This window comes from Allobosea sp. GW822-FHT03F07 (genome assembly GCF_058801345.1).
Genome location: NZ_JBXAND010000014.1, coordinates 1 through 19,021 on the forward strand (window position 1 = coordinate 1; position 19,021 = coordinate 19,021).

Sequence of the window (19,021 nt, forward strand, 5' to 3'; positions counted from 1 at the left end):
GTCATCAGCGATGGCTCTTGTAAAACGCAGCACACCGAAGTCTCGTATGACTTGCCCGTAGGCAAGTCCGCAAGAACTCCGCCGTCCACGTTTCTCTTTCTGTCTTCAGTTTTCAAACAGCGTCGCCTCAACAGAGACAGGCAAGCCGCCGAGCTAGTCGGCTACAAGGCCTGGCCATCCAGTGAAGCGCAGAAGAGGCGCCGCTCAGCGGCGGCGCCGTCTCGATGGGCGGTTTATAGGCGGGACCCCCGCCGGGTGTCAACGCCCTTTTTGAAAGTTTTTCGACAATCGGCACGAAACCCGCCGGCGACGGCGTTCCGAGCAGGTCTTCGACTTCTATATACGTGCGCGCGCGTATGTTGCGCTCGCCGAGACGAGGCAGCGCCCGCAAACAGCCGCATTCGCCGGTCACAGCAGCGGCCAGGCCGCCATCCGGATTGATTCTGGCCGGGGACACGGGCATGGTCTCGACGGGCGCCGTTCGGAACGGGCGGCCGCCCACCGGGATTGCCGCTGTTCAGCTTCTCAGGCCGAGGACCTTGCGCCGAGGCTCGTTCGTTCGGACTGCTTTCGGGCTTGTGATCCCCGGGATCGTCGTCTCGGGATCGCCAGAGTCTCAAGGATCGTAAGACGCCTCACGATGAACGCCCACCCCGAGTTCAACCTTCCGGCCGAGCCGCTCGCCCCCGAGGCAGCCGCCCTTCTGGTCGATCTCGGGATCGAGCCGCCGATCCAGCCCGCCGGCGCGAGCCAGCAACCGCTCGATCGGCGCGGCGTCTCGCTGCGCTGGCTCGCGGCCTGCGCTCTGGTCGGCTCCTGCGGCGCAGCACTTCTCGGCGCAGCGATCCTGGTCGCAATGCGGGGCGACACCAGCTTTCCGGAACAGCCCGAGACCGTCGCGGCCCGGGCCTCTTCAGCTGCGGGCGATGGCGGCGGTGCCCGCAAGGCCGACAAGCTCGTCGCCGATCAGCCGGTGATGGCGGCGCGGCATTCGGTGCGGGCGCCGATGTCCCAGCGCGTCGGCAATCGCGAGGTGATTCGCGTGCGGCCCTTCGTGCGGCTCGCTTCCAGCCTGTCGCTGACCACCGGCGTCTACGCCACCAACATTCCGCCCTTCAACCCGCTGCGCCTGTTCGCCGAGGGCGGCCAGGCGAACGAGCGCTATGCCGAACCCATCCTCGAAATGCCGGATGCCGACGTCACCATCGTCAAGCGCGATCTCGCCGACATCGTGATACCACCGGGCAAGGCCCAGCTCGGCGACGCCGAGGTCATCACCCAGATCGAGGAGGAACGCGCCAACCTCGCCGCGACCGGGCGCCAGCGCCCCCTGCCGATCCCGCCGCAATTGATGCTGAGCCGCACCCTCGGCGGCGTGACGGGCCCAGGCAGTGACCTGCTCTCCTATGCGCCTCCGACCGACACCACCCGCTTCTCGGGCATCGAGGTCCGTGTCGTTCCCGAAAACGTCACCAACGCACCGAAGACGCCGATGGCCGCATCGCGCGAGCCGCTCGTCGAGGAAAAGCTGCTTCTCGCCAAGCGCGGCGAGAATTTCGAGCAGGTGATGCGCAGCGCAGGCGCCGCCCCGGACCAGATCCGCGGCATGATGCAGGCTTTCGGCGGCCGGGTTCGGACCGCCGCCCTGCCCGACGGCCAGGTGCTGCAGGCTCTTTATGCACCGGGCCCGAATCCAGGCGACGCGCGCCAGATCGTCCGTGTTTCGCTCCTGACCAATGGCCAACCGGACGGCACTGTCGCCGTCAACGACAAGGGCCTGTTCGTCTCCGTCAACCTGCCGAGGCAGGAATTGGCCAGCCCGCAGCGCCCGCAGCGGAAGAATGACGACGAGGAGGAGGATGACGAGGGCGGCAGCGGCGCGCGCCTCTATGAGAGCCTCTATGAGACCGGCATGCGGCACGATCTGCCGCGGCCGATGATCGACGAACTCGTCCGCATCTTCTCTTATGATATCGATTTCCAGCAGCGCGTACGCGGCGGCGACAATCTCGAGGTCATTTTCACCGAAGACGACGAGGGCGAGCGCGGCGAAATTCTTTCGGCATCGCTCACCGTCGGTGGCGAGACACGCCGCGTCTTCCGCTTTCAGGCGCCCGAGGACGGGCTGATCGAGTATTTCGACGAAGAAGGAAAGTCGCTGAAGAAGTTCCTCCTGCGCAAGCCGATCGCCGATGCGGAGATGCGCTCGGGGTTCGGAATGCGTTACCACCCGATCATGCGCTACTCGAAGATGCATACCGGCGTGGACTGGGCCAACCGCATCGGCACGCCGATCCTGGCCGCCGGCAACGGCACCGTGCTCGAGGCCGGCTGGTCATCCGGCTATGGCAAGCACACGGTCATTCAGCACGCCAACGGCTATGTGACGACCTATTCCCACCAGTCGAACTTCGCCAAGGGCATCGAGCCGGGCGCGAAGGTCCGCCAAGGTCAGGTCATCGGCTATCTCGGCTCGACCGGCCTGTCGACGGGGCCGCATCTGCACTACGAGGTCAAGGTCAACGGCAACTTCGTCAATCCGATGAAGATTCGCGTGCCGCGCGGCCGTGAGCTCCAGGGGTCCGCCCTGGTCGAATACAAGCGCCAGCGCGACGAGATCCAGGGCCTGATCGAACGCGCCGGCGGCACGCTCGCACAGCTGCGCTGAGCGCATAGCCGAGACCCGAAAGTCGCTGCGACCTGCAGTGATGGCTTGACTTCCAGACTTCGAACGCACACCGGCAAAGGATCGTCCCTTTGCTCTCGCAGGTGCCGCGCCGATGCTCGCCGCCCTTCTCGTCGTCCTGCCCGTCTTCGGTTTGATCGCGCTCGGTTATGTCGCGCGCTGGACACGGCTTTTGCGCGAGACCACCGGCGAGGGCCTCTCGGATTTCGTCTTTGTGCTGGCGGTTCCCTGCCTGCTGTTCCGGACGTTGGCCAAGGCAGACATCCCTCAGGCCCAGCCCTGGGGTTACTGGATCGCCTATTTCACCGGACTGACCATCGTCTGGGCGCTCGCCATGCTGATCGCCAGCCGCTTCTTCGCCCGCAAGGGCCCTGAACTCGTCGTTTCGGGCTTTGCCGCCGCACAATCCAACACCGTCTTCGTCGGCGTGCCGATGATCCTGAAGGCCTATGGCGACGCTGGCGCGGTGCCGCTCGGCCTGCTCCTGGCGGTCCACCTGCCGGTGACGATGACGATCGCGACCCTTTTGGCCGAAGGCCGCACGGCCTCGGTCACGATGCTGTTCCGGCGCCTCTTCACCCACCCGATCATCATCGGCATCATTCTGGGTACGCTGTCTCGTCCCGTCGTCGACCAGCTTCCGGCTCCGTTCTGGACGCTGATCGACCTGATCGCTAATGCCGCCGTGCCCTGCGCCCTGATCAGCCTGGGCATCAGCATGCGCCGCTACGGGCTGGAATCCGGCCTCGGGTTGCCGAGCGTGCTGAGCGTCCTCAAGCTCGGCCTGCACCCGCTGATCGTCTATCTGCTGGCGACCCGCCTCTTCGACATGCCGGTGCACTGGTCAGGCGTCGCCGTGCTCTTCGCCGCCTGCCCCTGCGGCATCAACGCCTATCTCTTCGCCGAGCGCTACAGGCAGGGCATCGCCGACGCCTCGAGCGCGATCACCCTCTCCACCCTGATTTCGCTGTTCACGACGGCCGCCTGGTTGAACTGGCTCGGTGTCGGCTGAACCCGCCCGCTCAGGCGAAGCCGAGCTTATGCCGGAGAGCTGTTGCCGTGGCGCCCCGCGCCCTCAGATCGGCGAGGCTTTCCGACTGGCGGCTCTTCGCCAGCTTTCGGCCGGTCTCGTCGGTCAGCAGCTCATGGAAATGATAAAGCGGCGCCGGCAGGCCGAACAGATGCTGCAGCAAGGCGTGGATGTCGGTCGCCGCTTCCAGATCCTTGCCGCGCACGACATGGGTCACGCCCTGCAAAGCATCGTCGATGACGACCGAGAGGTGGTAGCTGGTCGGGACGTCACGGCGCGCCAGCACGACATCGCCCCAGCGCTCCGGCCGGGCCTGCACGGTGCGACTCTGCCCCGCCTCGTCGAAGACGACATAAGAGATGTCGTTTCCAACCATCGCCAGCGCCCGCTTCATGTGGAGGCGCAGCACATGCGGCTCGCCGGCGGCGATGCGGGCCTGCGCTTCCGCCCGGCCCAAGGCGCGACAGGTCCCCGGATAGAGCGGCGCGCCGTCCGGATCGACAGACCACGTTTCGCCTGATGCCGCCCCCCGCACCGCAACCGCCATCCGCACCTGCTGGCGCGAACAGAAGCAGGGATAGACCAGCTCCCGCCGGCAAAGATCTTCGAGCGCGGCGGCATAGTCGTCGAAATGCTCGGACTGGCGCCGCACCTGCGCTTCGAAACCAATCCCCAGCCAGGCCAGATCGTCGCGCAGAGCCTGCTCGAGCTGCGGCGTGCAGCGTTCGCGGTCGATATCCTCGATCCGCAGCAAAAGCCGCCCGCCCATCCGCGCCGCGAAACGCGCATTGGTCAGCGCCGACAGGGCGTGCCCGAGATGCAGCCGCCCGTTCGGGCTCGGCGCGAAGCGCAGAACCGGCTGCGCGGTATCGGGAGGGGACGAGGCCATGCTGCGTGTCTATGATCTTGTTCCCGAGCGGCCAAGGCCACCGGCGCCGTCATTCCGGGCGCATCGCAGCGGAGACCCGGAATCCATCGTAAGGCACATCGCCCTCCGACGGACTCCGGAGCGGCGCCGCTTCCGCGGCATGTTCGGAATAACGCAGAGACAATGACGATGACAGTTGCTGACGAGATTGGGCACAATCCTGCGCGCTGATATGACGATGCACAAGATCACCTGCGACGCGGATCTCGAAGAGGGCATGGCGGCGCTGCGCGCGCTCCATCCCGATTGGGCCGCGATCATCGAGCGCACCGGCGTTCCGCCCCTGCGCCGGCGCGAGGGCGGCTTTGCCGGCCTTGCCGCCATCATCGTCTCGCAGCAGCTCTCTGTCGCGAGCGCCCGCGCCGTCTGGGCCCGCGTCGAAACGGTGCTGGCTCCGTTGACGCCGGAGCGAGTCCTCGCGGCTACGGATGAGGAGATGCGGCTGTCGGGTTTGTCACGCCCGAAGCAGCGCACCATGCGCGCGGTCGCGGCCGCCATCGCCGGGGGAGATCTCACCCTCGAAGCGCTCGAAACCGCGACACCCGAGCGGGTCCATGCCCTGATGACCGCGGTCTCAGGGATCGGCCCTTGGACGGCGGACATCTATCTCTTGTTCTGCCTCGGCCATCGCGACGGCTTCGCACCGGGCGATCTCGCGATCCAGGAAGCCGCGCGCGTCGCCTTCGGCCTCCCGGCACGGCCGAGAGCCGCCGAACTCGAGGTGCTGGCGGAGGGCTGGCGCCCCTGGCGCGGCGTCGCCGCCCGCCTGCTCTGGGCCTATTACGCGGCGCTCAAATCCCGCGAGGGCGTCAACACCTGACGCCCGGCATTCAGCGTCCCACCACCTTCAGCGCGACATCAGCAGCACTGCGCAGGAAGGCGCTGTCGCTCATCACGGTGACGAGCTTCGCGCCCATGTCGAGGAAGGCCTTGGCCCGCTCGGCCGACTGCGCATAGATCGCGACCGGCTTTCCGGCAGCGGAGGCGCGGGCGATGATATGGCGGATCGCCTGGTCGACCTCGGCCGAGAGCGGATTGACCTCCTTGCCGCCCGACAGCGCGATCGAGAGATCGGACGGGCCGACGAAGACGGCATCGATGCCGTCCAGCGCCAGAATGTCATCGAGGATCGCCATCGCTTCACGGGTCTCGATCATGGCGAAGGAGAGCGAGAAGCGGTTCGCTTCGCGCAGATAGCCGTTCTGGTCGAGCCCCGAGGCCCCGAGGCCGCCATAGCTGCCCCAGCTCCGTTCGCCCATCGGCGGATATTTCGAATAGGCCGCGAAGGTGCGGGCATCCGCCATCGTGTTGATCATCGGGGCGATGACGCCGGAGACCCCGGCATCGAACAGCCGCGAGACGTTCTGGAATTCGCCGACCGGGATGCGCGCCAGCGCCGGCTTGCCGGCGGCGTTGATCAGCGGCACGGCCTTGATGACCTCGCCCAGCGTGATCGGGCCGTGCTGCATGTCGAGCGTGACGGCATCGAAATTCGCACGCGCCAGCAGGCCGGCGATGCCCGGCTCGGGCAGGCCGCACCAGGCCGAGACGATCGTGTCGCCCTTGGCGAGGCGGTCGGCGAGCGAGGAGAGGACGGTCGGTGTGGCCATGGCGCGTTTCATCCGTTGCAGGCCCGCTCTTCGATAGCGAGGCGGGTGCGCCACGTTGGACCGGGCGGGCGCGAAAATGCAAACGGGCGCCCATGCGCCCGCTTCAATTACGTCTTGCGTTTTTGCACGCCCTGCGTTTTCAGGCGACCTGCCCGGTAAGCCCGTCCGGCTCAGCGGCCGGCCTGGATTTCCTCGGCCGCCTTGATCAGCAGCTCGGTCATCACCTGCCGGATTTCCTCGTCGCTCGCCGCGACGCTGGCGCTCGCAAAATCGCCCTTGACCTTGCGCACGACGTCCTCGTCGCCGGCCTCCTCGAAATCGGCCACGACGACCGCCTTCGCATAGGCATCCGCATCGGCGCCGCTCTTGCCCAGCTTCGCCGCCGCCCAGAGGCCGAGCAGCTTGTTGCGCCGCGCCGTCGCCTTGAAGCGCAGCTCCTCGTCGAGTGCGAACTTGGTCTCGAAGGCATCCTTGCGCTGATCGAAGGTGGTCATGCGGGTCTGTCCTCTCGCGGGGCACGGCCTGGAAGGGCTCGGAAGGCATATTGCTGCCATATAGGATGCCGCGCCACGCGAGACCAGTCCGGATTGCGGTTCGTATCCCCCCGACAGACCCGCGCCCGCAAACCCGAGGCTCGGACCCGTTTGTTGCGTTTGCACTGCAGAAGGGCCATATAGCGGGCACTCAGGCGACCTTAACCTCCGTCGCGTGAATATTGAGCCGGCCGGCAGCGCGGTCTACGCTGATTCCAACCTGATCGGAATCAGCACGGATTGGTGCCGAACCGGCTGATCAGGGGCCCAGATCCCGCCGCAGGGTGACCTGCGTCCAGAGAAAGGCCGACCTTTGGATTTCCTCAAGCCACGGTACATCCCAATGAATCGCCGCCGTCGCATCTACGAAGGCAAGGCGAAGGTCCTCTATGAGGGACCCGAGCCCGGTACGCTGATCCAGCACTTCAAGGATGACGCCACCGCCTTCAACGCCAAGAAGCATGAAGTGATCGACGGCAAGGGCGTGCTCAACAACCGCATCTGCGAGCACATCTTCTCGAACCTGAACGATATCGGCGTCCCCACGCATTTCATCCGACGGCTGAACATGCGCGAGCAGCTGATCCGCGAGGTCGAGATCATTCCGCTCGAGGTCGTCGTCCGCAATGTCGCAGCCGGCTCGCTGGCGACACGCCTCGGGCTCGAGGAAGGCACGCAGCTGCCGCGCTCGATCATCGAGTTCTATTACAAGAACGACGCGCTGAACGACCCGATGGTCTCGGAAGAGCACATTACCGCCTTCGGCTGGGCGACGCCGCAGGAGATCGACGACATCATGGCGCTCGCCATCCGCGTCAACGATTTCCTCTCCGGCCTCTTCCTCGGCGCCGGCATCCGTCTCGTCGACTTCAAGATGGAATGCGGCCGGCTCTGGGAAGGCGAGATGATGCGCATCGTCGTCGCCGACGAGATCAGCCCCGATTCCTGCCGGCTCTGGGACATCAAGTCGAAGGACAAGATGGACAAGGACCGCTTCCGCCGCGACATGGGCGGGCTCATCGAGGCCTATACCGAGGTGGCGCGCCGCCTCGGCATCCTCGGCGAGAACGAGAAGGTCGGCCCCGCCGGCCCCCGGCTGGTCCAGTAAGCGAGAAGCCCGGCGCTATGGGCTCCGGCATGACGCAATCATTGATCTCGAAACGGGAGCGCACGCGCTCCCGTTTTCGCGTCATGGCTGCGATCGCCGGCTGCGCCTTCCTGCTTTCCGCCTGTGCGAACCAGTTTGGGTTCGGTTTCGCGGAGCTTCCAGCGTCGCAGGGTTGGCAGCCATTGCCGATCGGGACCTGGGTGCTGAATGATGGCGTCGAGGCGCGAACCATGGCGTTCTGCCCCGGCGAGACCTGCCCTCACCGGGGCTTTGCCGCGCTCGTCGCCTTTGGGGGTAGTCGGGGCCGCCGGATGGAGGAGGCCCTCTCCGCCTCCCCAGCCGAACTCGCCCGTTCGTTTGCGCGGCTCGCGGCCGAGAACGCAGCCGAACGCCAGCGCAAGACCAGAAAACCGGCCAAGCCGGCACCGGACCGCAGCACGACGGATATCGCTCGCTTCGACGTGCCGGAGGCCCGAGGCGTCGTCGTCACCATCAGATCGAAAGCCTCGCCGGCACGCCAGGCCGTCACCGCAATTCTCTATGGCCGTGAGAGGGATCGCCTCGTCGTCGCGCTCGCCGTTGCCGAGAATGCCGAGGCGGCCCGCCGCGATGCGGCCGCCGCATGGCGCAGCCGCTGATTCACGTGAAACTGCGCGAAAAGGTTGAGCCCGGCTCGATTCGCCGGTAAGGCACCCGCACAGCGCTTGTCCGGAGATTCCCATGAAAGCCCGCGTCACCGTCACCCTCAAGACCGGCGTGCTCGACCCGCAGGGCAAGGCGATCGAGGGCGCATTGAAATCGCTCGGCATCGACGGCATTGGCGCGGTCCGCCAGGGCAAGGTTTTCGACATCGACCTCTCGGGCTCGGACAAGGCAGCCGCCGAGACCGCGCTCAAGGACGCCTGCGAAAAGCTCCTCGCCAACACCGTGATCGAAAACTACGGTATAGAGATTCATTGATCTCTGAGGAGCAAATCCGTGCCTCATTCATCCGCGATTTTAGTCCCCGCAGCAGAATCCATTGTTGAATGTAATACAGCTCTAAAACGGATTCGTTCTCGAGCTAGAAATTTATCTGCTTTGAATTTTTCAATTGATAGCATTGGAGCAATAGCCAGCATATTGGCAACCGCGTCCGCAGTAACTTATTTAACTCAAACTAAGATGATTGATAATATCGTTATATACACCGGAGTATGCAAACATGCATTGACAAGTCAAGATTCATTTCAAGACTGCATCTCTCACACAAAAACAGTTTTGCTGAGTGTAATAGCTTCTGTGCCTGGAGTCTTATTAGTACTGAAACGCTTCTTAGGACTGCCAGATAAACTTGGCCAAATGCGTGAAACAATTGGCGGATATATTGGATTTCGTACAGCATTCCAAAATTACATCGACATAGTACCCAGCAATTCTGACGTGGATGACATTGCCGTGGATCTATTCAATCGAGATTATGGCCAATACACAAATTTCAGAGATGGAGCATAATTGATGAAAGCCGCCGTCATCACCTTTCCCGGCTCGAACCGCGACGGCGACGTCGCCAAGGCGCTGAAGCAGGCCGGCGCCAGCGTCGCCCATGTCTGGCACGCCGACACTGAGCTGCCGGCGGGCACCGATCTCGTCGTGCTGCCGGGCGGCTTCTCCTATGGCGACTATCTGCGCACCGGCGCCATCGCCGGCCGCGCCCACATCATGGATGCGACGAGGGCCCATGCCGCCCGCGGCGGCTTCGTGCTCGGCATCTGCAACGGCTTCCAGATCGCCTGCGAGGCGGGCCTGCTGCCGGGCATTCTGATGCGCAATGCCGACCTGAAATTCGTCTGCCGCCGCCAGCACCTGACGGTCGAGCGCAACGACACGCCCTATACCAGCGCCTATGCCAAGGGCCAGGTCATCGACGTCTGCATCGCCCATGGCGAAGGCAACTACATCGCCGATCCGGAGACGCTGGCACGGCTCGAGGGCGAGGGACTCGTCGCCTTCCGCTATGCCGATGCCCAGGGGCAGGTGACGGAAACAGCCAACCCCAACGGCTCGCTGAACGGCATCGCCGGCATCTATTCGCCCGGCTTCAATGTGCTGGGCCTGATGCCGCACCCGGAGAACCTGATCGATTCGCTCACCGGCGGCACCGATGGCCGCGGCATGTTCGAGAGCCTGATGGGCGGCAAGCAAGCCGCTTGACGTCAGGCGGTGTGATCAGCGGGCCGCCATCGCCCGCGCCAGGAGCTTACCGGCGGATGCCGCGTCCAGCGCGCCGACGTGCTTTTCGAGGATGCGTCCGTCCGGCCCGATGACGAAGGTCTCGGGCACGCCATAGACGCCCCATTCGATCGCCGCGCGCCCTGCGCGATCGACGCCCACGGCGGAATAGGGATTCCCGAGCGCGCCGAGGAAGCGCCGGGCGTTCTCGGCCTCGTCCTTGTAGTTCAGCCCGACGACGGCAACCTTGCCCGCCTTGACGGCCGGCGCGTCCGCCAACGCCACCAAGAACGGGTGCTCGACCCGGCAGGGCGCGCACCAGCTCGCGAAGACATTGACGATGGTGGCGCGCCCGGCCGCGAGATCCGCCATGCCGAAGGCCGGCACCGGCTTCCCCTCCCGCTGCAGCCCTTCGAGCGCGGTCAGCGTGATCGGCGGCGCCGGCTTGCCGATCAGCGCCGAGGGCACCTTGCTCGCATCGCCGGAAAACAGTCCGACCATGAAAACCATGGCGAGGGCCGCAAACACGATCAGCGGCACGAGGAAAATCAACGGCGAACGCCGGCGCTGCGCGACGTCGGCAGCGCGCTCGCCTTGATTCTCGATCTGGCTCATGACGCTCGCCGCTCCGAACGGCGGCCCGCTCCACGCTGCTCCAGTTCGGCCAGCGCCCGCTTCTGGGCGCGGTGATCGAGCGTCACCGCCAGCATCAGCCCGCCCAGCACGACGGCGACAGTGGCATAGGACGCCAGGATGAAACCGGCATGCGGTCCAAGACTGGTCATGCCGGTGAACCCTCAGCCGCGAGCCGGTCGAGCCGCTCGGCCTCGAGGATCGTCAGCGTCCGCACGCGCCGCCGCATGATCTCGGCCCGCATCGCGCCGAGATGCAGCGCCAGCGCCAGGCAGGTGAAGCCGATGGCCAGGATCAGCAGCGGCCAGAGCATCGAGGGATGGATCGTCGGCCCGCCCATCCGCAGCACCGAGGCCGGCTGATGCAACGTGTTCCACCAGTCGACCGAGAACTTGATGATCGGCACATTGACGAAGCCGACCAGCGTCAGGATCGCGACCGCGCGGCCGGCCCGCGACGGCTCGTCCAGCGTGCGCCACAGCGCCATGATGCCGAGATAGATCAGGAAGAGCACGAGCACCGAGGTCAGCCGCGCATCCCAGACCCAGTAGGTGCCCCACATCGGCTTGCCCCAGAAGGCGCCGGTCAAGAGGCAGATCAGCGCGAAGCCGGCGCCGATCGGAGCCGCCGCCTTCTGCGCGACATCCGCGAGCGGATGCCGCCAGACCAGCGTACCGAGCGCCGAGAGCGACATCACGGAATAGAACATCAGCGCCAGCCAAGCGGCCGGCACATGCACGAACATGATGCGGATCGTCTCACCCTGCTGGTAGTCGGCGGGAGCGACGAACCAGGCGAGATAGAAGCCGACCGCCAGCAGCAACGCGGCTGCACCCGCAAGCCAGGGCAGCAGCACGGCGGCGAGGCGCATGAAGCGCGTCGGGTTCGCAAGGTCGATCAGGCCAGCCATGTCATCGCATCATGCTCGGGGGCTGCCCCCACAGCTGCCGCCGCAGCTTTACCAATGCACGCCGTGACCAGCAATGCGCTTGCCGACCATGCGACACCGGCGACGCCGGGAATCAGCTACCGCTCCCCGATGCGTCGCTGGTCTTGTTCGGCCCGACGACACCGAAATCCTGCGAACGGGCCCCTGCGCCGGCGACGGCGAAGCCCTCCGCCGCAAGTCCGCGGCGCAGCAGTTCGCGCACGGCCGCGGCCCGGCTCGGCATCCGCTTGTCGAAGCGCCAGTCCTCCAGCGCCCTCAACTCGCTGCGACTCAACATGATCTGAAGGCGCTCGGGCCGCTCCAGCTCTGCCATCTGTTCTATCCCACCCGATGCCATTGAATGAGTAAGAGGCACCATAAGCACATGCTGCTCGGTGACAAGATCGACAGTACCGGCCGCCTTCTGCATATGATCAGCGAACAGCGGCGGAAGCGCTTCTGACCCGAATGACTAACTAATTGGAATGATTGGGTATTTACCTAGCGTAATCTTGCCATGTTCCGGCCTATCCGTTAGCCTAGAAAGGAAACGAGGGGGAGAGAACCATGCTCGAGCATCTGCCCGATGGCATTCAGCGCGAGATCGAAGCAGTGATCCGTTCGAAGGCGAATGAGTCCCGCGTCCTCGACGTCTATGCGACTGCGGAAGAAATCTGCCGCAGGCACCCCGGTCCCGAAGTCTGCCTGAAAGACATCGCAGGGACGGTCGCGCGCCTCGGTAATCAATATGGCTGCGCCGTCGAATTCGGCGAGCAGCAAGCCGAGAGCCGCGAAACGGCATCGGCCTGAAGCCACGCGATAGCTGAACCTACTCGCCCTGCCGCAAGGCCGCAGCCGCGGCCGCGGTGCCGATGACGACGGCTGAAAGGGACAGCGCGCACAGGATCAGGAAGGGCGTCCTGAACGGGATCGTCCCGCCGAGCGCGGCATTGGCGGCCGAGACGCCGAAGATCAGAACGGGCACCGTCAGCGGCGCGACCAGCACGGGCAGGATCAATCCGCCCCGCCGCAATCCGGCCGTCAACGCGGCGCCGCCAGCCCCGATGAAGCTCAGGGCCGGCGTGCCGACCAGAAGCGTCGCCGCGACCGGCAGCATCGCCTCGCCAGGCAGCGCGACCAGAAGTCCAAGCAGCGGGGCGGCCAGCGCGAGCGGCAGGCCAGTCGTCAGCCAATGCGCCAGCCCCTTGGCCAGCACGGCGAGTTCCAGCGGCAGGACCGAGGCCCGGATGAGGTCGAGCGAGCCATCCTCCTCGTCGGCCTGAAACAGCCGGTCGAGCCCGATCAGCATCGACAGCAGCGCTCCGAGCCACAGGATGGCCGGCCCGATCCGCGACAACAGGTTCAGATCCGGCCCGAGCGCGAAGGGCACGAGCACCACGATCGTCAGGAAGAAGACGAGCGCGAGTTCGCCACCGCCACCGGCCCGCGAGGCCAGCGCGAGATCGCGCCTGAGAATAGCGAGGAAGGCGCGGCTCACGGGCCGATCCTCAATTCGCGCGCGTCATCCAGCCCGAGCGGACCATGCGTCGCCGCCAGGATCGCCCCGCCCTGCGCCAGATGACCCCGCATCAGCCCGCTCAGCATCGCCTGCGCCGCGAGATCCAGCGCCGACATCGGCTCGTCGAGCAGCCAGAACGGCCGCCGCGACACCAGGAGCCGCGCCAGAGCGACACGCCTGCGCTGACCGGCCGAGAGATAGCCCACCGGCAGCGCCGCGACATGTGGTAATCCGACAGCGGCGAGCGCGTCTGCCGGCGAAAGCGCGGCATCGCCGAGAAGCGACTGCGCGAAGACGAGATTCTCCTGCGCCGTCAGCGCGGTCTTCAAGCCGTCGCGATGCCCGACGACATGACTGAGCTCGATCGAGGGGATTTCGGGCGCACCCTCCACGCGAATCGTCCCGGCGTCGGGCCGCAACCTGCCGCCCAGCATCGCGAGCAGGCTCGACTTGCCGGCGCCGTTGCGTCCGGTCAGCGCGATCGCCTCGCCATTGCCCAGCCGGAACGTCAGCCCTCCGAAGATCAGGCGACCGCCGCGACGGCAGGCGAGATTCTCCGCATCGAGGGTGAGGTTTGGGAATGAAAATTGCGTCAAGGCCGAAGCGTCTTCCGGAACGTCAGGACTGCGAAGGAATGCGCTTCGTTCATGTAGCGGGCTTCTTGGAATTGCTCTATAGAACCCGTGGCTACGCCGCACGCCGATCCGGCGCGGGGCTCGGGCACTCCCGAGGCGGCGCGCGCGTCATGCGCATTAGGCCTTCGATCCGGCGATACCGCAAGGCGTCCGTCGGCTCGCGACCGCAACCCCTTGATCAGGATCAGCCCGCATGGCTTCGCTCGACTCTTTCAAATGCCGCCAGACACTGACTGTCGGCGACAAGACCTATGAATATTACTCCCTGCCGCTCGCCGAGCAGAACGGCCTCGCCGGCATCTCGAAGCTGCCCTTCTCGATGAAGGTGCTGCTCGAGAACCTGCTGCGCTTCGAGGACGGCCGCTCGGTCTTCAAGGCCGATATCGAAGGCTTCGTCGCCTGGCTCGACGACAAGGGCAAGGCCGGCAAGGAGATCGGCTTTAGGCCCGCCCGCGTGCTGATGCAGGACTTCACCGGCGTTCCCGCGGTCGTCGACCTCGCCGCGATGCGCGACGGCGTCAAGGCGCTCGGCGGCGACCCGCAGAAAATCAACCCGCTCGTGCCCGTCGATCTCGTCATCGACCACTCGGTCATCGTCGACGAGTTCGGCACGCCGAAGGCGCTCGCGCAGAACGTCGAGCTCGAATACGAGCGCAACGCCGAGCGCTACAAGTTCCTGAAATGGGGCCAGGGCGCCTTCGACAATTTCCGCGTCGTCCCGCCCGGCACCGGCATCTGCCACCAGGTCAACCTCGAATATCTCGCCCAGACGGTCTGGACCCGCAACCAGGTCATCGACGGCAAGGAGGTCGAGGTCGCCTATCCCGACACCGTCGTCGGCACCGATTCGCACACCACCATGGTCAACGGCCTCGCCGTTCTCGGCTGGGGCGTCGGCGGCATCGAGGCGGAAGCCGCGATGCTCGGCCAGCCGCAGTCGATGCTGCTTCCGGAGGTCATCGGCTTCAAGCTGACCGGCTCGCTCAAGGAAGGCATCACCGCCACCGACCTCGTGCTGACCGTCACCCAGATGCTGCGCAAGAAGGGCGTCGTCGGCAAGTTCGTCGAGTTCTTCGGCCCCGGCCTCTACAACCTGACGCTCGCCGACCGCGCCACCATCGCCAATATGGGCCCGGAATACGGCGCGACCTGCGGCTTCTTCCCGGTCGACGCCGAAACCATCGACTTCCTGACCACGACGGGCCGCAAATCGGACCGCATCGCGCTGGTCGAGGCCTACAGCAAGGCGCAGGGCCTGTTCGCGACCCCTGCCTCGGCCGATCCGGTCTTCACCGACACGCTCGAACTTGATCTGACGACGGTTCAGCCCTCGATGGCCGGTCCGAAGCGCCCGGAGGGCCGCGTCAACCTCTCCGACGTCAAGGCCGGCTTCGCCGCCGCGATGGACACGGACTACAAGAAGGGCGGCGAGATCGCCCGCCGCGTGCAGGTCGAGGGTGAGGACTTCGATCTCGGGCATGGCGACGTCGTCATCGCCGCCATCACCTCCTGCACCAACACCTCGAACCCCTCGGTGCTGATGGCCGCCGGCCTGCTCGCCCGCAACGCCGTGGCCAAGGGGCTCAAGGTCAAGCCCTGGGTGAAGACCTCGCTTGCCCCCGGCTCGCAGGTCGTCGCGGAATATCTCGCGAAGTCCGGCCTGCAGGCCGACCTCGACAAGCTCGGCTTCAACCTGGTCGGCTTCGGCTGCACCACCTGCATCGGCAATTCCGGCCCGCTGCCCGCGCCGATCTCGAAGACCATCAACGAGAAGGGGCTGATCGCCGGCGCCGTCATCTCGGGTAACCGTAACTTCGAAGGCCGTGTGTCGCCGGATGTGCAAGCGAACTACCTCGCCTCGCCGCCGCTGGTCGTGGCCTATGCCCTCGCCGGCTCGGTCCAGATGGACCTGACCACGCAGCCGATCGGGCAGGGCTCTGACGGCAAGGACGTCTATCTCAAGGACATCTGGCCCTCCAACAAGGAGATCCAGACCTTCATCCGTGAGAACGTCACCCGTCAGATGTTCGAGACGAAATATGCCGACGTCTTCAAGGGCGACGAGCATTGGCAGGCGGTCAACGCCCCGACCAGCGAAACCTATGCCTGGGACGACGCCTCGACCTACGTGCAGAACCCGCCCTACTTCCGGGGCATGGGCAAGCAGCCGGCGCCGGTCACCGACATTCAGGGCGCGCGCATCCTCGGTCTGTTCGGCGACAAGATCACCACCGACCACATCTCCCCGGCCGGTTCGATCAAGGCAGCCTCGCCCGCCGGCGCCTATCTCACAGAGCATGGCGTCGCGGTCGCGGACTTCAACCAGTACGGCACGCGTCGCGGCAATCACGAGGTGATGATGCGCGGCACCTTCGCCAATATCCGCATCCGCAACCACATGCTCGGCCCGAACGGCCGCGAGGGCGGCTACACCATCCACTATCCCAGCAAGGAAGAGCTGCCGATCTACGACGCCTCGATGCGTTATCAGCAGGAGAAGGTGCCGCTGGTGATCTTCGCCGGCGTCGAATACGGCAACGGCTCCTCGCGCGACTGGGCGGCGAAGGGCACCAACCTGCTCGGCGTCAAGGCCGTGATCGCCCAGAGCTTCGAGCGCATCCACCGCTCGAACCTGGTCGGCATGGGCGTCGTCCCCTTCACCCTGCAGGAGGGCACGAGCTGGGCCTCGCTCGACCTGAAGGGCGACGAGACCGTCTCGATCAAGGGTCTCGCGACGGTCAAGCCGCGCCAGATGCTCGAAGCCGAGATCACCTACGCCGACGGCACGGTGAAGAAGGTGCCGATCCTCTGCCGCATCGATACGCTGGACGAGATCGACTACTTCAAGAACGCGGGCATCCTGCACTACGTGCTGCGCGGCATCGCCGCGTAAGCGCAGGTCACGTCATTCCCGGGCCCGCGTCAGCCGCGGACCCGGGAATCGCAGCCAGGACGAGCATGTAACTGGCCGGTCGGGTCGAGCCCGGCCATGACAGCCTTTGCCAGCCACCACGGTTGTCCTGAGGCGGATCGCGGTGTAAGGGGGCGTCGCAGTCATCCTTCGGCGGGCGGCTTGGGGCAGGCGCAGGGCTAACACCCGCGCCCGGATGTCGACCGCCTCCATCATCACGACGGGAGCACCCGCATGTCCGCCACTTTCGAGACGGTCGCCGGAATCATATCCGAGACCTGCGACATTCCTCGCGAGAAGATCACGCCCCAGAGCCACGCCATCGCCGATCTCGGCATCGACTCGCTCGCCTTCCTCGATATCGCCTTCGCGATCGACAAGGCCTTCGGCATCAAGCTGCCGCTCGAGCAGTGGACGCAGGAAGTCAACGAGGGCAAGGCCCCGGCCGAGCAGTATTTTGTGCTCGACAACCTCTGCAAGCGCATCGACGACCTCGTCGCCGCCAAGGCCGCTTGATCTAGCCTCCCGACAGACCATGTTAGGCCTCCATGCCGGTATGCCCGCCGCGGTGTCCCGGAAATGGAGGCCGCTGGCGTTGCGGCAGGCCTGCTTGAGCCTTGCTGCATCAGCCGGTAGAGGATAGCCGGCGCCGGAGCCGGCTTCGACGCACGTCATCGACGATCGGAAGCGCATGCGCCTCGAATATTTCGACATGATCGACAAGGTTCTGGCCTTCGAGCCAGGCGAGAAGCGCATCGTGACGCGCTCGACTGTGCCTGCGGCCGATGCCAGCCCGGTCTTCGAGGGGCATTTCCCCGGTCATCCGCTGGTGCCCGGCGTGCTCTTGACCGAGACCATGGCGCAGGCTTCCGGTTATCTGCTGCTCGCCCTCAACAAGCTGACGCAGATGCCCTTCCTGATGACGGTCGACAAGGCGCGCTTCCGCACCTTCGTCGAACCCAACGCCGTGCTCGATATCTCCGCCGAACTCGTGATCGAAGGCTCCGGTTACGCTGCGACGAAAGCGAAGATCGCGATCGACGGCAAGCCGATCTGCGACGCCGAACTGCGCTTCCGGCTGATGCCCTTCCCCGCCGACATGCGGGACCTGATGGAAGCGCGCCTCGCCGCCATCGGCCTTGCCCCGGAACAGGCCTGATCATGCAGCGTGATGTCGTCATTACCGGAATCGGTCTCGCCTCCAGCCTCGGCGAGGGCCTCGACGTCCATGCGGCCGCGCTCGCCGGCAAGGTCGCGCCCGTCGTCGACACGACGAGCTTCGCCCCCTTTCCCGTGCATGCGCTGAAGCCGCTCGAACTCGACCGGCAGATCCCGAAAAAATCCGACCAGCGCCAGATGGAGCCGTGGCAGCGCCTCGGTGTGTACTCGGCCGGCCTCGCGCTCGACGGCGCCGGATTAAAGGACGACGCCGAGGCCAAGGCGACGCTCCAGGTCATCGTCGCAGCCGGCGGCGGCGAGCGCGACCATGCCGTCGACAGCGCCATCCTCACCGGCCTGCGCGGCGCCAATGCGCCCGGCGCCTTCCTCAACGAGCGGCTGATGGGCGATCTGCGCCCGACCCTGTTCCTGGCGCAGCTCTCGAACCTGCTCGCCGGCAATATCGGCATCGTCCACGGCATCACTGGCGCCTCGCGCACCTTCATGGGCGAGGAACAGGCCGGCGTCGACGCGATCCGCACCGCCCATGCCCGCATCGCCTCCGGGCAGGCGGAGGTCATGCTGGTCGGTGGCTCCTACAATGCCGAGCGGCGCGACATGCTGCTGCTGCTCGAACTCGGCGGCTTTCTGCGCAAGGGCGATTTCGCCCCGGTCTTCGAGCGCGAAGACGCACCCGGCCTCATCACCGGCAGCGCGTCTGCCTTCCTCGTGCTCGAATCGGCCGAGCGCGCCGCCGCACGCGGCGCCCGCGTTCAGGCCAGGCTCGACAAGGTCGTCGCCACCCGTTCGAAGCGCCAACAGGGCACGGTCGAAGCCAATCTTCGCAGCCTGCTCGCCGATCTCCGGCCTGTTGCGGGCGGGGCGCTGGTCGTTTCGGCCGCGACAGGCGCAGCCGGCATCACGGCCGAGGAGGCCGCCGCCCTCGCCACGCTGCCGCAAGCCCGTCGCATCGCGACCGGCGATCTCGTCGGCCATACACTCGAAGCCGCCTTCCCGATCTCCGTCGCGCTTGCAGCCACCGCCTTGTCAGCCGGACAGGCGAAGGAAGCTGTCGTGACGGGCGCCGGCCACTGGCGCGGCGAGGGCGCAGCCCATCTGGTCACGGCCTGA

At 65.9% G+C, this 19,021-nt stretch carries 22 protein-coding genes; 13 read left to right on the forward strand and 9 right to left on the reverse strand.

The window, feature by feature from the left end:
• The first annotated feature begins 640 nt into the window (after positions 1-640).
• Together AC1RMY_RS24280 and AC1RMY_RS24285 are read left to right on the forward strand one after the other, a co-directional pair.
• Positions 641-2,668: a peptidoglycan DD-metalloendopeptidase family protein gene (locus AC1RMY_RS24280; RefSeq protein WP_492868976.1), complete on the forward strand. Its 2,028-nt coding sequence runs from the start codon at positions 641-643 to the stop codon at positions 2,666-2,668.
• Between the two features lie 112 nt (positions 2,669-2,780).
• A complete protein-coding gene (locus tag AC1RMY_RS24285) occupies positions 2,781-3,698 on the forward strand; it encodes an AEC family transporter (protein ID WP_492868977.1) in 918 nt (305 codons plus the stop codon).
• A gap of 10 nt (positions 3,699-3,708) precedes the next feature.
• Here AC1RMY_RS24285 and gluQRS read toward each other — a convergent pair whose 3' ends face one another.
• Positions 3,709-4,605 (reverse strand): tRNA glutamyl-Q(34) synthetase GluQRS, encoded by an 897-nt coding sequence (gluQRS, locus tag AC1RMY_RS24290; protein WP_492868979.1) that lies wholly within the window; start codon positions 4,603-4,605, stop codon positions 3,709-3,711.
• Between the two features lie 217 nt (positions 4,606-4,822).
• Between gluQRS and AC1RMY_RS24295 the strand changes: the two genes are divergently transcribed.
• Complete coding sequence (locus tag AC1RMY_RS24295) at positions 4,823-5,464, forward strand: DNA-3-methyladenine glycosylase family protein (protein ID WP_492868981.1); 642 nt, start codon at positions 4,823-4,825, stop codon at positions 5,462-5,464.
• A gap of 10 nt (positions 5,465-5,474) precedes the next feature.
• Here the strand turns inward: AC1RMY_RS24295 and AC1RMY_RS24300 are convergent, their stop codons facing one another.
• Both AC1RMY_RS24300 and AC1RMY_RS24305 read right to left on the reverse strand, forming a co-directional pair.
• Entirely contained in the window at positions 5,475-6,254 is a 780-nt protein-coding gene (locus AC1RMY_RS24300; protein WP_492868983.1) for an HpcH/HpaI aldolase family protein, read from the reverse strand.
• Between the two features lie 170 nt (positions 6,255-6,424).
• The gene (locus tag AC1RMY_RS24305) at positions 6,425-6,748 is read right to left on the reverse strand and encodes a DUF1476 domain-containing protein (RefSeq protein ID WP_492868985.1); all 324 of its coding nucleotides are present in this window, start codon (positions 6,746-6,748) and stop codon (positions 6,425-6,427) included.
• Between the two features lie 352 nt (positions 6,749-7,100).
• On the opposite strand from AC1RMY_RS24305, the gene purC reads away from it, so the two are divergent.
• The 5 genes from purC to purQ all read left to right on the forward strand — a co-directional run bounded on the left by purC (position 7,101) and on the right by purQ (position 10,088).
• Complete coding sequence (gene purC, locus AC1RMY_RS24310) at positions 7,101-7,895, forward strand: phosphoribosylaminoimidazolesuccinocarboxamide synthase (RefSeq protein WP_492868987.1); 795 nt, start codon at positions 7,101-7,103, stop codon at positions 7,893-7,895.
• Between the two features lie 29 nt (positions 7,896-7,924).
• Complete coding sequence (locus AC1RMY_RS24315; RefSeq protein ID WP_492868989.1) at positions 7,925-8,533, forward strand: hypothetical protein; 609 nt, start codon at positions 7,925-7,927, stop codon at positions 8,531-8,533.
• 82 nt (positions 8,534-8,615) lie between these two features.
• On the forward strand, positions 8,616-8,855 hold the full coding sequence (gene purS / locus AC1RMY_RS24320) for a phosphoribosylformylglycinamidine synthase subunit PurS (RefSeq protein ID WP_492868991.1): 240 nt from the start codon (positions 8,616-8,618) through the stop codon (positions 8,853-8,855).
• Between the two features lie 18 nt (positions 8,856-8,873).
• The gene (locus AC1RMY_RS24325; RefSeq protein WP_492868993.1) at positions 8,874-9,389 is read left to right on the forward strand and encodes a hypothetical protein; all 516 of its coding nucleotides are present in this window, start codon (positions 8,874-8,876) and stop codon (positions 9,387-9,389) included.
• Positions 9,390-9,392: 3 nt separating this feature from the next.
• Entirely contained in the window at positions 9,393-10,088 is a 696-nt protein-coding gene (purQ, locus tag AC1RMY_RS24330) for a phosphoribosylformylglycinamidine synthase subunit PurQ (RefSeq protein ID WP_492868994.1), read from the forward strand.
• Positions 10,089-10,103: 15 nt separating this feature from the next.
• On the opposite strand, the gene AC1RMY_RS24335 is transcribed toward purQ, so the two are convergent.
• The 4 genes from AC1RMY_RS24335 to AC1RMY_RS24350 all read right to left on the reverse strand — a co-directional run bounded on the left by AC1RMY_RS24335 (position 10,104) and on the right by AC1RMY_RS24350 (position 12,001).
• Positions 10,104-10,721: a DsbE family thiol:disulfide interchange protein gene (locus AC1RMY_RS24335; RefSeq protein ID WP_492868996.1), complete on the reverse strand. Its 618-nt coding sequence runs from the start codon at positions 10,719-10,721 to the stop codon at positions 10,104-10,106.
• Positions 10,718-10,891 (reverse strand): heme exporter protein CcmD, encoded by a 174-nt coding sequence (gene ccmD / locus AC1RMY_RS24340; protein WP_492868998.1) that lies wholly within the window; start codon positions 10,889-10,891, stop codon positions 10,718-10,720. The genes AC1RMY_RS24335 and ccmD overlap by 4 nt, the downstream gene beginning before the upstream one ends.
• On the reverse strand, positions 10,888-11,649 hold the full coding sequence (locus tag AC1RMY_RS24345) for a heme ABC transporter permease (protein WP_492869000.1): 762 nt from the start codon (positions 11,647-11,649) through the stop codon (positions 10,888-10,890). Before AC1RMY_RS24345 ends, ccmD begins: the two co-directional genes overlap by 4 nt.
• Before the next feature lie 112 nt (positions 11,650-11,761).
• Complete coding sequence (locus AC1RMY_RS24350) at positions 11,762-12,001, reverse strand: hypothetical protein (RefSeq protein WP_492869001.1); 240 nt, start codon at positions 11,999-12,001, stop codon at positions 11,762-11,764.
• A 233-nt stretch (positions 12,002-12,234) separates the two neighbouring features.
• Between AC1RMY_RS24350 and AC1RMY_RS24355 the strand changes: the two genes are divergently transcribed.
• Complete coding sequence (locus AC1RMY_RS24355) at positions 12,235-12,477, forward strand: hypothetical protein (protein ID WP_492869003.1); 243 nt, start codon at positions 12,235-12,237, stop codon at positions 12,475-12,477.
• A 19-nt stretch (positions 12,478-12,496) separates the two neighbouring features.
• Here the strand turns inward: AC1RMY_RS24355 and ccmB are convergent, their stop codons facing one another.
• Both ccmB and ccmA read right to left on the reverse strand, forming a co-directional pair.
• Positions 12,497-13,165: a heme exporter protein CcmB gene (gene ccmB / locus AC1RMY_RS24360; protein ID WP_492869005.1), complete on the reverse strand. Its 669-nt coding sequence runs from the start codon at positions 13,163-13,165 to the stop codon at positions 12,497-12,499.
• Positions 13,162-13,782: a heme ABC exporter ATP-binding protein CcmA gene (ccmA, locus tag AC1RMY_RS24365; RefSeq protein ID WP_492869007.1), complete on the reverse strand. Its 621-nt coding sequence runs from the start codon at positions 13,780-13,782 to the stop codon at positions 13,162-13,164. The genes ccmB and ccmA overlap by 4 nt, the downstream gene beginning before the upstream one ends.
• A gap of 232 nt (positions 13,783-14,014) precedes the next feature.
• Between ccmA and acnA the strand changes: the two genes are divergently transcribed.
• From acnA to AC1RMY_RS24385, 4 genes are all read left to right on the forward strand, one after another.
• On the forward strand, positions 14,015-16,714 hold the full coding sequence (gene acnA / locus AC1RMY_RS24370; RefSeq protein ID WP_492869009.1) for an aconitate hydratase AcnA: 2,700 nt from the start codon (positions 14,015-14,017) through the stop codon (positions 16,712-16,714).
• Between the two features lie 252 nt (positions 16,715-16,966).
• Complete coding sequence (locus AC1RMY_RS24375) at positions 16,967-17,248, forward strand: acyl carrier protein (RefSeq protein WP_492869011.1); 282 nt, start codon at positions 16,967-16,969, stop codon at positions 17,246-17,248.
• Positions 17,249-17,423: 175 nt separating this feature from the next.
• Entirely contained in the window at positions 17,424-17,891 is a 468-nt protein-coding gene (locus AC1RMY_RS24380) for a 3-hydroxyacyl-ACP dehydratase FabZ family protein (protein WP_492869013.1), read from the forward strand.
• Positions 17,892-17,893: 2 nt separating this feature from the next.
• Positions 17,894-19,021: a beta-ketoacyl-ACP synthase gene (locus tag AC1RMY_RS24385; RefSeq protein ID WP_492869015.1), complete on the forward strand. Its 1,128-nt coding sequence runs from the start codon at positions 17,894-17,896 to the stop codon at positions 19,019-19,021.

What these genes read in the sequence shown, in the direction of transcription:
- AC1RMY_RS24280 (WP_492868976.1), top strand. Translation starts at nt 641, where the DNA reads ATGAACGCCCACCCCGAGTTCAACCTTCCGGCCGAGCCGCTCGCCCCC.
- AC1RMY_RS24285 (WP_492868977.1), top strand. Translation starts at nt 2,781, where the DNA reads ATGCTCGCCGCCCTTCTCGTCGTCCTGCCCGTCTTCGGTTTGATCGCG.
- gluQRS (WP_492868979.1), bottom strand. Translation starts at nt 4,605, where the DNA reads ATGGCCTCGTCCCCTCCCGATACCGCGCAGCCGGTTCTGCGCTTCGCG.
- AC1RMY_RS24295 (WP_492868981.1), top strand. Translation starts at nt 4,823, where the DNA reads ATGCACAAGATCACCTGCGACGCGGATCTCGAAGAGGGCATGGCGGCG.
- AC1RMY_RS24300 (WP_492868983.1), bottom strand. Translation starts at nt 6,254, where the DNA reads ATGGCCACACCGACCGTCCTCTCCTCGCTCGCCGACCGCCTCGCCAAG.
- AC1RMY_RS24305 (WP_492868985.1), bottom strand. Translation starts at nt 6,748, where the DNA reads ATGACCACCTTCGATCAGCGCAAGGATGCCTTCGAGACCAAGTTCGCA.
- AC1RMY_RS24315 (WP_492868989.1), top strand. Translation starts at nt 7,925, where the DNA reads ATGACGCAATCATTGATCTCGAAACGGGAGCGCACGCGCTCCCGTTTT.
- purS (WP_492868991.1), top strand. Translation starts at nt 8,616, where the DNA reads ATGAAAGCCCGCGTCACCGTCACCCTCAAGACCGGCGTGCTCGACCCG.
- purQ (WP_492868994.1), top strand. Translation starts at nt 9,393, where the DNA reads ATGAAAGCCGCCGTCATCACCTTTCCCGGCTCGAACCGCGACGGCGAC.
- AC1RMY_RS24335 (WP_492868996.1), bottom strand. Translation starts at nt 10,721, where the DNA reads ATGAGCCAGATCGAGAATCAAGGCGAGCGCGCTGCCGACGTCGCGCAG.
- ccmD (WP_492868998.1), bottom strand. Translation starts at nt 10,891, where the DNA reads ATGACCAGTCTTGGACCGCATGCCGGTTTCATCCTGGCGTCCTATGCC.
- AC1RMY_RS24345 (WP_492869000.1), bottom strand. Translation starts at nt 11,649, where the DNA reads ATGGCTGGCCTGATCGACCTTGCGAACCCGACGCGCTTCATGCGCCTC.
- AC1RMY_RS24350 (WP_492869001.1), bottom strand. Translation starts at nt 12,001, where the DNA reads ATGGCAGAGCTGGAGCGGCCCGAGCGCCTTCAGATCATGTTGAGTCGC.
- AC1RMY_RS24355 (WP_492869003.1), top strand. Translation starts at nt 12,235, where the DNA reads ATGCTCGAGCATCTGCCCGATGGCATTCAGCGCGAGATCGAAGCAGTG.
- acnA (WP_492869009.1), top strand. Translation starts at nt 14,015, where the DNA reads ATGGCTTCGCTCGACTCTTTCAAATGCCGCCAGACACTGACTGTCGGC.
- AC1RMY_RS24375 (WP_492869011.1), top strand. Translation starts at nt 16,967, where the DNA reads ATGTCCGCCACTTTCGAGACGGTCGCCGGAATCATATCCGAGACCTGC.
- AC1RMY_RS24380 (WP_492869013.1), top strand. Translation starts at nt 17,424, where the DNA reads ATGCGCCTCGAATATTTCGACATGATCGACAAGGTTCTGGCCTTCGAG.
- AC1RMY_RS24385 (WP_492869015.1), top strand. Translation starts at nt 17,894, where the DNA reads ATGCAGCGTGATGTCGTCATTACCGGAATCGGTCTCGCCTCCAGCCTC.